This is a genomic window from Serratia sp. C2(1) (assembly GCF_036352655.1).
Taxonomy (GTDB): domain Bacteria; phylum Pseudomonadota; class Gammaproteobacteria; order Enterobacterales; family Enterobacteriaceae; genus Serratia; species Serratia inhibens.
In genome coordinates, this window is record NZ_JAZFBA010000001.1 from 1,648,097 (window position 1) to 1,661,419 (window position 13,323).

General features: G+C 53.2%; 12 protein-coding genes. 7 read left to right on the plus strand and 5 right to left on the minus strand.

Going from position 1 to position 13,323, the window contains the following annotated elements:
• Window position 1: 1 nt before the first annotated feature.
• The 3 genes from V2S86_RS07650 to V2S86_RS07660 all read right to left on the minus strand — a co-directional run bounded on the left by V2S86_RS07650 (window position 2) and on the right by V2S86_RS07660 (window position 3,671).
• Window positions 2-853, minus strand: coding sequence for a sugar ABC transporter permease (locus V2S86_RS07650; protein ID WP_330763169.1), 852 nt, complete (start codon window positions 851-853; stop codon window positions 2-4).
• Window positions 854-857: 4 nt separating this feature from the next.
• Window positions 858-2,165, minus strand: a complete 1,308-nt coding sequence (locus V2S86_RS07655) for a carbohydrate ABC transporter permease (RefSeq protein WP_442995104.1) — start codon at window positions 2,163-2,165, stop codon at window positions 858-860.
• 270 nt (window positions 2,166-2,435) lie between these two features.
• Entirely contained in the window at window positions 2,436-3,671 is a 1,236-nt protein-coding gene (locus V2S86_RS07660; RefSeq protein WP_330761910.1) for an extracellular solute-binding protein, read from the minus strand.
• A 365-nt stretch (window positions 3,672-4,036) separates the two neighbouring features.
• On the opposite strand from V2S86_RS07660, the gene V2S86_RS07665 reads away from it, so the two are divergent.
• Complete coding sequence (locus tag V2S86_RS07665) at window positions 4,037-5,143, plus strand: ABC transporter ATP-binding protein (RefSeq protein WP_330761911.1); 1,107 nt, start codon at window positions 4,037-4,039, stop codon at window positions 5,141-5,143.
• 201 nt (window positions 5,144-5,344) lie between these two features.
• Here V2S86_RS07665 and V2S86_RS07670 read toward each other — a convergent pair whose 3' ends face one another.
• Window positions 5,345-5,698 (minus strand): MmcQ/YjbR family DNA-binding protein, encoded by a 354-nt coding sequence (locus V2S86_RS07670; protein ID WP_330763170.1) that lies wholly within the window; start codon window positions 5,696-5,698, stop codon window positions 5,345-5,347.
• Window positions 5,699-5,779: 81 nt separating this feature from the next.
• Complete coding sequence (locus V2S86_RS07675) at window positions 5,780-6,655, minus strand: LysR family transcriptional regulator (RefSeq protein ID WP_330761912.1); 876 nt, start codon at window positions 6,653-6,655, stop codon at window positions 5,780-5,782.
• 102 nt (window positions 6,656-6,757) lie between these two features.
• Here V2S86_RS07675 and V2S86_RS07680 point away from each other — a divergent pair, with 102 nt between their 5' ends.
• The 6 genes from V2S86_RS07680 to V2S86_RS07705 all read left to right on the plus strand — a co-directional run bounded on the left by V2S86_RS07680 (window position 6,758) and on the right by V2S86_RS07705 (window position 13,319).
• Window positions 6,758-7,693 (plus strand): NADP-dependent oxidoreductase, encoded by a 936-nt coding sequence (locus V2S86_RS07680; RefSeq protein ID WP_330761913.1) that lies wholly within the window; start codon window positions 6,758-6,760, stop codon window positions 7,691-7,693.
• 27 nt (window positions 7,694-7,720) lie between these two features.
• Window positions 7,721-8,590 carry an NmrA/HSCARG family protein gene (locus V2S86_RS07685; protein ID WP_330761914.1) on the plus strand — a complete coding sequence of 290 codons (870 nt, stop codon included), beginning with the start codon at window positions 7,721-7,723 and terminating at the stop codon, window positions 8,588-8,590.
• A 283-nt stretch (window positions 8,591-8,873) separates the two neighbouring features.
• On the plus strand, window positions 8,874-9,470 hold the full coding sequence (locus V2S86_RS07690) for a hypothetical protein (protein WP_442996136.1): 597 nt from the start codon (window positions 8,874-8,876) through the stop codon (window positions 9,468-9,470).
• Window positions 9,471-9,701: 231 nt separating this feature from the next.
• Window positions 9,702-10,544 carry a type 1 glutamine amidotransferase domain-containing protein gene (locus V2S86_RS07695; protein ID WP_330761916.1) on the plus strand — a complete coding sequence of 281 codons (843 nt, stop codon included), beginning with the start codon at window positions 9,702-9,704 and terminating at the stop codon, window positions 10,542-10,544.
• A gap of 559 nt (window positions 10,545-11,103) precedes the next feature.
• Window positions 11,104-11,628 carry a hypothetical protein gene (locus V2S86_RS07700; RefSeq protein WP_330761917.1) on the plus strand — a complete coding sequence of 175 codons (525 nt, stop codon included), beginning with the start codon at window positions 11,104-11,106 and terminating at the stop codon, window positions 11,626-11,628.
• A gap of 83 nt (window positions 11,629-11,711) precedes the next feature.
• Window positions 11,712-13,319, plus strand: a complete 1,608-nt coding sequence (locus tag V2S86_RS07705; protein ID WP_330761918.1) for a hypothetical protein — start codon at window positions 11,712-11,714, stop codon at window positions 13,317-13,319.
• Window positions 13,320-13,323 lie beyond the last annotated feature (4 nt).

Consider the following 13,323-nt stretch of genomic DNA (forward strand, 5'->3'; position numbering starts at 1 on the left):
ATTATCCTTTTGTGCTGCCAGAGGTCAGGCCGGAAACAAAGTACTTTTGCAGGGCCAGGTATAAGATGGCGACCGGCAGCGCGATCAACACCGCTCCCGCCGCGTAAGTGGTGTAGCTGGCGCCCATCTTTTGCGACACCAGGTTATACAGGCCGATGGGCAGCGTATATTGGTCCGGAGTACGCAAAATGGTGCTGGAGAGGATGAAATCCCCCAGCGGGCCGGTGAACGAGAACAGCGCGACCACGGCGATAATCGGCTTGGAGAGCGGCATGATGATCTCGATGAAAATCCGGAAGTTGCCGGCGCCGTCCATTCGGGCGGACTCGTCCAGATCCTTCGGAATCGCATCCAGATAGCCCTTCATCAGATAGGTGTTCATCGGGATCATCCCCGCCACGTAGATCAACACCAGCGCCATATGGCTGTTGATCAGCCCCAGCAACTGCGACAGCACAAAAATCGCAATCAGCGCGGAGAACTGCGGGATCATCTGCAACAGCAGGAACAACATCAGGCCGTTCTGCCGCCCCTTGAAACGAAAGCGTGAAAACGAATAGGCGGTAAAACTGACGCTGATCAGCGTCAGCACCATGGTCAGGAAGCTGATTTTCATCGAGTTCCAATACCAGGTCAGGTAATTGACCTTGCCGTTGAACAAGTCGGCATAGTGCTGAAACGACAGGTTCTCCGGGATGATCGAACTGCTCAACAGGCTGTTGCCGGCATTGAGCGACGCGCCGAGGGTCCACACCAGCGGGTAGATGATGATGGCGGACACCAGAATAATCACCAGCCAGGACAGCGATAAACGCACCCACTTCTCTTTCTTGATGCTCTTTGACATTGCTATCCCCTTAGGCCGCGTCATCGTTCTTGAACGAATGGGTGGCGCGGAACTGCCACAGCGCGATGCCCACCACGAAAATCGACAACAAAATGGTGATGGTGGCGGCGATGGCGTATTGCGAAGACGACATCGTCAGCTTGTAGATCCAGGACACCAGAATATCCGTCCCTCCGGCGTTGGAACCGGCCACCGCCGGGCCGCCGTTATTGAACAGGTAGATGATATTGAAATTGTTAAAATTGAAGGTGTATTGCGTGATGATGATCGGCGCAATCGAGTAAAGCACCAGCGGCAACGTGATGGTGCGCAGCTTGGTCCAGGTGCTCGCCCCGTCCATGGTCGCGGCTTCGTACAGGTCATCCGGGATCGCCTGCAGCACGCCGGTGGTCATGGCGAACACAAACGGGAAGCCCAGCCAGGTCTGCATCAGGATCAGCGCTGTTTTGGTCCAGAACGGATCGGTCATCCAGGCTTTCGGCGCGATGCCGAAAAACGCCAGAATGGCATTGTTGATCACCCCGAACGAGTCGTTGAACATGCCGGCGAACACCAAAATGGTGACAAAGCCCGGCACCGCCCAAGGCAAAATGAAAATGGTGCGGATCAGCGGTTTGAAGCGTAAATCCTTTTGATTGACCAGGATCGCCAACATCACCCCTACCGTGCATTGCAGCGTGGTGGCCAGCAGCGTCCAGACCACTGTCCATTGCAGCACGTCAAAGAAGGTGGAGCGCCAGATCGACAGCGTGAAGATATTGATAAAGTTCTTGAACCCGACCCAGTCAACCAGCTTGGCCGGCGGCGTGTGATACAGGTTATAGTTGGTAAAGGCGATAGAGAAACCAAACAAAATGGGGAAGATCACCACGAACACCAACAGGATAAACCCCGGCGTGATCATCAGATAAGGAAAGCCTTCGCTCAGCAGCATCTGGTATTGCTTGCGCACGCTGTTCAGCGCCATGCCGGCATCGCGCTTTCTGCCGTTCACCCAGGCGTCGCGTATCGACAGGCCGTAAATCGCCAGGCCAAAGCCAATCACCAGTACGCTGAGGATCCCCTCCGCCAACAGGAAAATGGAGTTATCGCGTGGCACTTCACTGCCGAGCGTATACAGCCCCCACAGCCCTTCGGTGAGGAACTGCCAGGTCACCCCGACAAAGCTGCTGAGCAGCACCAGAAAGATCAGCCCTTTCGCCCATTGGCGATGATAGAACTGACCAAACCCGGGGATCAGCGCCAATATCAGCGCCCCCACGGAATGGCTGTATCGGCCCCGGTCGGCGGACAACTTTTCACTTGGAGTGACAATCACACACTGCTCCTTCTTGAAAACGGGAGGAGACCTCCCGTTGCAGACTGCTGGCAAAGCCCGTTATTAGGGAGAGCGTGCCGTAGGGGTCGTAGCGGCTTGCCCGCCGACCAATTTGCCTGGAGCAAATTGGAACGACTCCATGTCGGCCCGTAGGGTGGGACACACGGATGTGTCCCATAATGGCCCCTCGGTGCGCTAGACCCGGGTATCTCGGGTTCAAAGACAACTTTGTCATCAAACTCAAACGAGAGGAGACCTCCCGTTGCTCGGTTACTGGTTGCTGGCCTGCATCGCTTCGATTTGCATTTTGATTTGTTTGACAGCATCGTCCAGCGCCGCTTTTGGCGGTTGTTTGCCGGTCATGCTCAGCTCCAGCGCCGCGTTGGCCGGCCCCCAGACTTCCTGCATTTCCGGAATGCCCGGCATGGCGGTCGCGTGGCTGGCCTGAATGGCTACCGCACTGGCCCTTTCGTCGTTCTTGATGAGCGGATCCTCAATCATCGCCACCAGCGGAGGGATCTCTTTGGTCACCTGATAGCGCGTTTTCACGTAGGCCGGCTGATTGATAAACTCGATGAACTTCTGCGCCAACGCCTTATCCTTGCTCCAGGTGGAGACCACGTAGCCTTTCACGCCCAGGAAAGAGTTCATCGGTTTGCCGTTCGGCAAGGTTGGCAGTGGCGCTACGCCATAGTTGATGCCCGCGTCGGCATAAGGCTGGAAGGCCCACGGGCCGTTGATCACCGCTGCGGCTTTCTTCTCGGTGAACAGGGAATCGATAGCGTTCAACCCGCCATCGCCGATGATGCCAGCCGGGAACAGGCCATCGGCGTAGAATTTTTTCAGGTAGGTTACGGCTTCAACCGCACCGGGGGTGTTCAGGCCGATATCCAGTGGATTCAGCCCGCCTTTACCGTCGTTGCCGAAGATATACCCCCCCATGCCGGCGATCGCGCCGCGGCTGTAATAAATCTGGTCAAACTTGGCCAGCAGGCCGTATTTGCCCGCCGCACGCTGCTGTTTGGAGAAATCGTAATAGGCATCCAGATTAGCCAGCGGCTGCGGCAGCAAATCCTTGTTGTAAATCAGCACCAGCGTTTCTACCGCTTTCGGCACGCCGTACAGCGTTTGATTCATGGTGAATGCGCCGATGGACGGCTTGGTGAACGCGTCGGCTGCGGCCTGATCCAGCTTTATCGGCGATAACAAACCTTGCACCACCGCCGCCCCCACCTGATCGTTAGGGATCACCAGCACATCGGGGCCGATACCGGCCGGGCCGTCCAGCCGCAGCTTTTCAATCTGCTGCGCGAACGGCATTTCCAGCACGTTAACCTTCACGTCGTTCTGTTTTTCGAAATCGGCGATGGCACCCTTGATGCCGTCGGACTTTTTGATGTCTTCCCAGACGGTAAGCTGTTGGCCTGCCGCTGCGAGGGCGAAACCGGAATATTGACTGGCCGCCAATGTGGCCAGTACCAGAGCAGTGATTGTTTTGGTTTTCATTACCCACCTCATGTGAAGGTATTACATTTTTGTTTTATCACTTTGGGATTAGATGCTTCAGGCCAGTCACAATGTTCAGTATTACAACGTTTAATGCGATAACCTTGCCATTGTCTCGGCTTGTTATACGCTACGCTGAGAAGCGCGCCAACTCTATACAATTATCACCATTGTGTGATCGTTATTGCAGAAATGAAAACCGGTGATATGGCTTGAAATCCAGCGCAGTTATAGTCTTTTCAAGACTTTCTGGCCGTTATGTCGATGAGAAAATAATTGTTATACGTATTACATAAAGACGAAAAAAACAGCCAGAAAACGCCCTGACAGGCTTTGCCTATTGATAACTTCCGAGGATCAACAAGATGTCCAGCATAAGACTGAGGAATGTCACCAAACGTTTTGGTAAAACGGTGACGTTGCACAATATCAACCTTGAGATTAAAGGCGGTGAATTCGCCGTGTTCGTGGGGCCGTCAGGCTGCGGTAAATCTACGCTGTTGCGCATGATTGCCGGGCTGGAGGAGATCAGCGACGGGGATATCCTGATTGGCGAAGAACGGGTTAACGATGTGGCTCCCGCTCACCGGGGCGTCGCCATGGTGTTTCAGTCCTACGCGCTCTACCCGCACATGACCGTCGCCGAAAACATGGGTTACGGGTTAAAGGTGAACGGGACGCCAAAAGAAGAGATCCGCCATCAAATCGAGATGGTGGCAAAAACCTTGCAGCTTACCCACCTGCTGGACAGAAAACCCAAACAGCTTTCCGGTGGCCAGCGCCAACGCACCGCTATCGGGCGCGCCATCGTGCGCAATCCCAAGGTCTTCATGTTCGATGAACCGCTTTCCAACCTGGATGCCGAGCTGCGGGTCGATATGCGCCTGCATATCGCCAAACTGCACCAGGAGCTGAAAACCACCATGGTGTATGTCACTCACGATCAGGTTGAAGCGATGACGCTGGCCGACAAAATCGTGGTCATGAATTACGGCAAGGTGGAACAGATGGGTGCGCCGATGGCGCTGTATTACAACCCGATCAACAAATTCGTCGCCGGGTTTATCGGCTCGCCGAAGATGAATTTTTTACCGGCCACCGTGGTGAGCTGGACGCCAGAGCTACTGACCGTCTCCATAGGCCCGGACAAAACCCTGGCGCTCGCCCTCTCCACCCTGCAGGTCGCTGCCGGCGAGCCGGTGACGCTCGGCATCCGCCCCGAGCACCTGACAACCCACTCCGATTCACCGCTACGCCTTGATTTCCACTGCGAAGTGGTAGAGCGGCTCGGCAACAACACCTATCTGTTCGGCCAATGTCACGGCCATGACGGCTTCAAAATGCTGCTGCCCGGCGATGCGCATTTCCGGCCCTATCAAAAATTGCAACCGGGATTCCAGGCACAGCAATGCCTGGTGTTTGATGCCGACGGCGCGCGCATCAGCGCCGATATCGTCATTCCGCAATCCTGATACGCCGCCACACCCGGAAAGAAGTCATGTCGGTCATGCGCTGTGGTAGCGAGAGATATCCGCGATCGCAGCGCGACAAGCCCGGCTATACCGCGCCGGTGACCATACTATCGCGCCCATCTGATGCCCCGTTACGGCACAGTCGTTCAGCCATCGCGATGTCTGCACTATCACGCGTATCCCGTTTTTCGAATGATGTTGTCAGGACGTCAACTCATGGCTGTCGGCAAGCAGTTCATGTATTTCCTTTGGCGTGAGCGGCCCGGAAAGAAGCACGCTGACCCAGTGCTCTTTGTTCATATGGTAAGCGGGCAAAATGCCCTCTTTTTTACGCAACGAACCGATGTACTCCGGCCTGACTTTCACTTCGAGGACGTCTAACACATCCTCCGTCTTCAGGCCCAGCTTTGTACCCGGTACATTCATCACGAGACCGAACCATTTGGCTCCGTCATGATGGCGAAGTACGGCATAACCCGGCAGCTTGCTCCAGAGATATTCCGGCTCAGATTTAAAATGTTCCCGGGCGTAACTGAATAATGCCTCTCTCTTCATCATGATTCCCTTTTTATCCAGAGGGTCAAAACGTTCGATACCTGTCTTTACTTTCCGCGATACTTCATCGGTATTGTAACCTCACCCCGTCAGAACCAGCGACATGTCCGGGTATCTGGCGCACAGGAAATCGACGAATGCGCGAACCTTTGGCGCAGCAAGTCGCCTGGAGGTATGCAATACCCAGAGTGTTCGCTCTGCACCCGATACGGTGCCCCACTGAACCAAATCGCCACGGGCAAGCTGGTTCCATGCGATGGACTGCGGAATGAGGGCAGCACCACCGCCGGCAATAGCCGCATCCCGAACCATCAGCAACGAAGAGAAGCGCAGCTTTGGGATCGGCTCCAGGACCAGTTGCCCACCATCGAGACTCCAGTGGGTAAACTGGAAATTCGAGGTTACGATACTGGGAACGCGCCTGATTGCGCCGGGTGCCGGCTTGAGTATTCCCGGCGCGGCCACGACAACCAGTTTGTCTTTGGCGAAACACCGCCCGACCAAATTGCTGTCGGGGCTTGGGTTGATCCGAATGGCAACGTCAAATTGTTCCTCGACGAGATCCACCATGCGATCTTCCGCCACGACCTCAATCTCAATTTCCGGGTAGGCCGCACAAAATTCGGCGCCAATGCGCCCCATCGAAAGCTGGGAAAACAGAACGGGTGCTGCTACACGCAAACGTCCGCGAGGCGTCACTCCCCCCTCACCGACCGCCGTCATGGCTTCGGTCACCTCACTCAGCAGACCTTCGGTTCGGGACATCAGCATCTCGCCGGCTTCGGTAAGCTTTAAGCCGCGAGCACTACGCTCGATCAGCCTCACGCCCAGTTGCTCCTCAAGATCGGCGATCCGTCGCGATAGCGTGGCTTTGGAAACGCCGCTCGCACGGCTTGCCTTCCCCAGCCCTTCATTCGTTGCGACGAGTATAAAATCAGACAGTGCGTTCAGGTTCATGGTGTTCCATTTTTGAAACAATGTGTCTACGTTTTATGCTCTTTGTTTTTTTATTGCAACGGAATACTGTTTCGTTATCAAAACTTGATACGAGGAACTGCAATGAACAACATTCAACGCGCTGTCCTGATCCGAACCTACGGCGGGGTTGATGCCGCAGAAGTGGCCGGGATCGAAAAACCAACACCAGGGCAAGGCCAGGTTCTGGTTCGGGTTCAGGCCGCTGGGGTAAACGGCATTGACTGGAAAGTCCGTGAAGGCCAGGTACGAAATGCCTTTCCGCTTCCCTTCCCCATCATCCTGGGCGCCGAGCTGGCAGGGATCGTCGACGCTGTCGGGCCCGATGCCTCTCGCTTCCGCGTCGGCGATCGCGTCATGGGCGCAATGGCAGGACTGGGGGCATACGCCGAGTTCGTGGCAATCAATGAAGCAAGCCTCTCCCCGACACCCGAGGGTCTGGACGACGTCCGTGCTGCCGCCATCCCCGTAGCCGCCGTCGCAGCCTGGAACAGCTTGCATCACGCAGGTCCGCTCTATCAGGGGCAACGGATCCTTATTCATGGCGCGGCCGGTGGGCTGGGCGCCTATGCCGTGCAATACGCCAGACGGGCCGGTGCCGAGGTCTTCGCGACTGCGGGTACGGCCGATCTGGACTTTGTGCGCCGCCTCGGTGCCGATTGTGTCATCGACTACCACTCTCAACGTTTCGAGGACGTCGCCCGGGACATAAACCTGGTGCTCGATTACGTCGGGGGGGAAGTGCTGGACCGCTCCTGGCAGGTACTGGCTCAGGACGGCGTGGTGATCGGCACGTCGTCGCCGGACATTCTGGCCCGCACACCAGCGAACCGCCGGGGCCTCTGGTTCATGAATAAACCCGATCCCGAACTGCTGGAAAAACTGGCCAAAGAGGTCGCCGACGGCACCCTTCAGTCCAGAATTGGCGGCGTAGTGGGCTTCGCAGATATTCCCGGAGCAATAGAACGCAATCGTACTGTTTCACGGACCGGCAAGGTCGTTGTGGACTTCTCTCGTTAACCCTATACCCATGCAGGAGTTTCAAACATGAGCATTCTCGTTACCGGTGCCACGGGCACTATTGGTTCACTCATCACTCAGGGCCTGGCCGACGCCGGCGCCGAGGTCAAAGCCCTTGTCCGCCAGGCGGGTAAGCGTAGCTTCCCGGCAGGCGTCACTGAAGTTGTTGCAGATCTCACCGATGTCGCTTCGATGCGCGCCGCGCTGTCCTCGGTGCGTACGCTGTTTCTGATTAATGCGGTTACGCCCGACGAGGTTACGCAAGCTCTAATCGCGCTGAACCTCGCTCGCGAGGCGCGCATCGAGCGCATCGTTTACCTGTCGGTGATTCATGCCGACAAGTTTACTAACGTCCCGCACTTTACCGGCAAGCACACGGTTGAACGCATGATCGAAAGCCACGGCATTCCCGCAACCATTTTGCGTCCGGCTTACTTCATGCAAAACGACCGCATGGTTCAACAGACGATTGAGAACTACTCGGTATACCCGATGCCAATCGGCTCGGCAGGCGTCTCAATGATTGATGCGCGCGATATCGCGGACGTCGCCGTGGCTGAGTTGCTGCGACGCGACAAAGCATCCTCTGCGCTGGAGCCTGTAACGCTGGAGTTGATTGGGCCGCAACCGCTTACCGGTGCGTCCGTGGCGCAAATATGGAGTTCTGCCCTGGGTCGGGAGATCCTATACGGCGGGGATGACGTCGCGGCTTTCGAAGGCCAACTCACTTCATACAGTCCCTCCTGGCTGGCTTATGACATGCGTCTGATGATGGCAGGTATCCAGGCGTTCGGCATGCAAGCCGCAGAAGGAACCCTGGAACAGCTTCAGACCCTTATCGGGCACCCGCTGCGCACTTACGAAGACTTCGTTCGCGAGTCTGTTGCCGGGGTTTAACCACCAGACAAAGGGGCGGGTTTACTGCCGGGCAGCGCGCCGCCCCTGCATCGAGCCTGCCTCGTGCATCTCGTAACGGACGGGAGAGAATCCAGCACTGCCCTTCAAGGGACCGCTCAAAATATTTATGAAACCTGTGGTAATTCAGAGGTAAAAATTGATACAACCTTACCCTTGTTTCACAACGGCCGCCGTGCGTATCTCTGTTTTAATAACAGCTAAAGCCATGGAATGCGTTGTGGCAATCGATGCAGGATCAGGGTTCTTAAGGGAGTAATAAATGGTGGTACTCGGATTTGTCACTAAGAGTGCTCTGGCTGGCTGGCAAAATGTACCGCCATATCTGCCGCACTTTCAATTCTATGAGCGGCATCGCACCGTCATAAGTACTACTAGCCCCGAAAAAATATTACCCATAATAGCGGCTTATGATATCCAGCAAGATGTCATTATCAAAACGTTAATGTCGATACGGCAACTGCCGCAAAAATTGCGACGCCATAAATCTGAAAGTGCCAGTGTTCCGTTTGGGCTACACAGTTTCACTTTGTTGGAAAACTCACCAACCGAACTTTGCTATGGCTTAAGAGGACAATTCTGGCGAACCGATTTTGGCCTTGAAGACATACCGGATATCAGTGCCTATTGCGCCGCGCTACGGCCGGGCAGCGCAAAGCTGCTGCTGCGATATCAGGTACAACAACTCACCCCCGATGAATATGCACTCTGCACGGAAACCTTCATCCACTGCCCTGACAGAGCGACACAGTTAAAAATGGCCGGATACTGGCTGGCGATCAGAGCGGGAAGTGGCTGGATTCGGCAAAGGACATTGAAGGCAGTAAAGCTTGCGCTCGAAAAAACGGCCAACAGCGTTTAAACCGGATAATAACTCCCTCCATTGAGGCTGGCCGCACGGCGGCAGCAAGGCGAAAGGCCGGCATCAGACAGAAGCCTGAACAATGCGCCATCAAGACGATTTGCAGGTCATTTACAGGGTCTAAAAGTCGATTCATCTTGTCCCGAAAAGAACAAATGTTTTCCTTTTCACCTAATTTATCTCTCATAAAGGCAAGGATAAAGTGGCGGCATATTCACAAGGAGAACCGCCATGAACCCGATCCGTAAATTCGCTCTCGCTGTCACGCTGGGTTTTGCCGCCATGCAGGCGCAAGCCGCCAATGTGTTGGTGGTATTGTCTGATGCCGACCATTTGGACCTCAAAGACGGCAAAGTATTTTCTACCGGCTTTTATCTGAATGAACTGATGCAACCGGTCAAGCTGCTGCTGGATGCCGGCCACCATATCACCTTCGCCACCCCGGAAGGCAATGCGCCGACGCTGGACGCCTCTTCGGATGACAAGATGTATTTCAATAATGACGTCACCGCGTTGCAGGCTCACCGCGCGTTGTTGTCCAAGCTGAAACTGACCTCCCGCAGCGAATCACCGGTCGTCAGCTTGTCGCGCGTTGCCCAGATGGGCTATGCCAGTTTTGACGCAATCTACGTACCCGGCGGCCATGCGCCGATGCAGGATCTGTTGACCAGCCCTGAACTGGGCAAGGCGTTGCGGGATTTCCATGCTCAGGGAAAACCTACCGCGCTGGTTTGCCACGGCCCTATCGCGTTACTTTCAGCCATGACAGACGCACCGGCGTTTACTCGGCAGTTGGCCGCGACCGGCCACGCGGTAAAACCCACAGGTTGGATTTACGCCGGTTACCGCATGACGGTGATCAGCAACGCTGAAGAACAATTGGCCAAAGGCTTGCTCAACGGCGGAGAAATGAAGTTCTACCCGCAGACGGCGCTGGAACAGGCCGGTGGCGTATACAGCAGCAATACGCAGCCGTTTACGTCGCACGTGGTCACCGACCGTGAGCTGATTACCGGCCAGAATCCGGCTTCCGCTGTCGGCGTCGCTGACGAACTGCTTAAAAGACTGAAGTAGCATTCTCCCCCGGCCTGACGGCTGGGGAATTTGGCCTGTTTGAATCGAAATCTGGTTCACCTCGGTGAGCTTTACGGATCCAAAAGATCTGACAGCTCATTGCAGCTGCATATAGTTAGCTTCGAATAAATATGACCGTTGATGTATTATCATCGATATTTCTTCTGTCATCACTCATTTCCATAACTGCCATTAATAAGTAAATCCCTAAGCAATACATTGATTACAGTGCTAACAGTTACCCTTAATGACAGGCCACACTCCTCTTTGAAACCATGGTATTTTTCAATGTATTGATTTGATAAGGCTAACGCACGAAAGAAACAAAAACAGAGCCATCGCATCCTCTTTTTTTGATTATTTAAAAGATTTGTCATCTGTTTTTTTAACGTCGTGATTTACTTGATTATCTCGATACCAACAAAAAAATACTTCATTTATTTTTATGTGTCTGTTGATTTTTTAGTCGCCATTGCTATTGTTGAAGGTGAGTAAAGCACCGCGCAAAACCAACAAATATATTCTATTTTTATACTCGCAAGCGTATGAGGATCTGACTATGCCCATTAAAAAATATGTCATTCTTGACAGCGACCCTAACGCTGTCGGGAATAATGATTTCATTCTGCTAGGTTTGAAAGCCATCGGTTTCGCCAGAGGTTGCCCGATGTTATTTGGAGGAACGGCCGATGCAAAAGACGGGCCGGTTGACGGCAAGGATTTTGCCTTAAAAGTGATAAAAAGAGAAACCTGGGAAGAAACCTTGGAGAATATCGAAGTCAATCAGGTTGTTCGTTATCAGACTTATCCAAATGATATCAGCGTTTATACCAGTAACGACTTTATCTTCACCGGTCGTGTGACCCTTGGCGGTGAATTCGCCTGGATACGCAAAGTCAGCAAAGGGAAATTAAAGACCTACTTTCAAAATAAGCCTTCCGCCACCAAAGATATGTTTGCTCAAGAACTTTTCAGCCTGACTGCGGACCCCAATATCGACCCGACCGAGGGTGAATTCGAAGCCTATCTTGGCTCCAACAGCCTGAGCGCCCTTTACGCCTACTGCAAAGAAACCTGCAAATAAATTCGCAAGTTAATTTATCGCCAATTTTTATACGTCGATACTTTCGCACGAGAGTGCCGGAATTTTATTGGGTGCCTGACATTATGATCACGCAAGGTTATACCTCCGATGAAAAGAGTATTGTTAAAGCGGTTATCAACCGGTATAGCAATACCGGCATATTTATTATTGAACCCAACAATTCTTTATTGGTCTATTTTTACGATATCCAGTTAAGACTGGCGGGGATCACTCCAAGCGTTTCGCCGCAATTCACCCAACGCTGGCAACAATCGAAACAGAGTAAAGGTACGGCAGGCCGGCTGAGCGAGGCCGGCAACGGCGATGCCCAGCCGGTTTACAGCATCGTACGGTTGGACTCCATCGACGGCAGAAGCTATCGCGCGGATGCCATCGGTTCCCTGCCGGTTTCCGCCACCAATGTGACGCAAACGCTGGGTTTATTTGACGGCGAGGCAACCAATGTTGGCCAGGTGACATCCAACAAGGCCTATATTTACGCTGCGGATTGCGCCATTAGCGCGAATGGCGATTATCCGCAAAGCCAGCTTTCCGACGATTTTCCGGTCACGGTCATTTATACCTTTGCGCAAACTATTGACCAAAATACTTTTTATGGTGCGGAAATCATTACTACGCAAAGCTACCCTAAAAGTATTTACAATGATTCACCGCGAGGCATCTATAATCAGGATGCAATAAAAATTTGTTTAACGCGTGACGCGGCAGATTGCGACTATCGTTATACTTACGATGGCGACGGCACGGTAAGGGTTCCCATTAAAGGCAGCATCACTTATTACGGTAAAATAGACATTGTCGAGGGCCGACCGGTCAATGCCAAAAACATTATTTATCTGATACGCACGCGTGCCGGAGGCGACCCGGTGACACCTTACGACGATTTAAATATTTTCAACTCCCCCAACACTCAAATTAATGACGATACCTTGTCCTGGGATTTGAACTGGTTGAAATTCAAGCAGGTTGATTTTGAGTCTGGCGAATGGGTTTATTATGTATTCAGAGTCAATCTAAACGTCGAGGGCAGAAACATCGTCGCATTTATTACCAATGCGCCAAAAAACATTGAACCGGAGCAGCGTTTTTTAAATACTGCCCCATTAAAACCCATGTGTATTGTTTACGGTTGCCTGGGCGAGAACACGAACATCCTGATGCAGGATGGCAGCGAGAAACTGATTGGTACCATAAGTACCGGGGAATATATACGATCGCAACATGGCAACGCACTCAGGGTCGATGATATCACCACCGGACATGAGCGACATTATGTTGAAATTACCGTAAGAGATAGCGGCAATAAAATAAAGAACATCACCGCCAGCCTTGGGCACCCATTTATCACATCAGATGGGGTTGTCATTGCACGAGAGCTAAATCACGCCAGCAGAATTATTACGCTGGATGGTGAAGCCGAAATTATCAGCATGGTGCAAAAAGAAGGCGATATTAAGGTTTATAACCTGCAATTACCGATAGATACGCCGGCAAACACCGCGTTTTACGACAATAACACGCTATACGCCAATGGCATCTTGGTCGGCGATAACCTGATGCAAAGGGTCTGTGAGGATGAATATCATCAGCGACCAGTCAATATCTTGAGCAAACTGCCGCAAGAATGGCATCAGGATTACCACAATCATCTCAACCTGGCGGGTAAATAATATC

Bases quoted from the DNA above. Each gene is read 5' to 3' on its own strand.
- V2S86_RS07680 (WP_330761913.1), top strand. From the start codon at position 6,758: ATGAACAACATTCAACGCGCTGTCCTGATCCGAACCTACGGCGGGGTT.
- V2S86_RS07695 (WP_330761916.1), top strand. From the start codon at position 9,702: ATGAACCCGATCCGTAAATTCGCTCTCGCTGTCACGCTGGGTTTTGCC.
- V2S86_RS07705 (WP_330761918.1), top strand. From the start codon at position 11,712: ATGATCACGCAAGGTTATACCTCCGATGAAAAGAGTATTGTTAAAGCG.
- V2S86_RS07670 (WP_330763170.1), bottom strand. From the start codon at position 5,698: ATGAAGAGAGAGGCATTATTCAGTTACGCCCGGGAACATTTTAAATCT.
- V2S86_RS07685 (WP_330761914.1), top strand. From the start codon at position 7,721: ATGAGCATTCTCGTTACCGGTGCCACGGGCACTATTGGTTCACTCATC.
- V2S86_RS07665 (WP_330761911.1), top strand. From the start codon at position 4,037: ATGTCCAGCATAAGACTGAGGAATGTCACCAAACGTTTTGGTAAAACG.
- V2S86_RS07675 (WP_330761912.1), bottom strand. From the start codon at position 6,655: ATGAACCTGAACGCACTGTCTGATTTTATACTCGTCGCAACGAATGAA.
- V2S86_RS07700 (WP_330761917.1), top strand. From the start codon at position 11,104: ATGCCCATTAAAAAATATGTCATTCTTGACAGCGACCCTAACGCTGTC.
- V2S86_RS07660 (WP_330761910.1), bottom strand. From the start codon at position 3,671: ATGAAAACCAAAACAATCACTGCTCTGGTACTGGCCACATTGGCGGCC.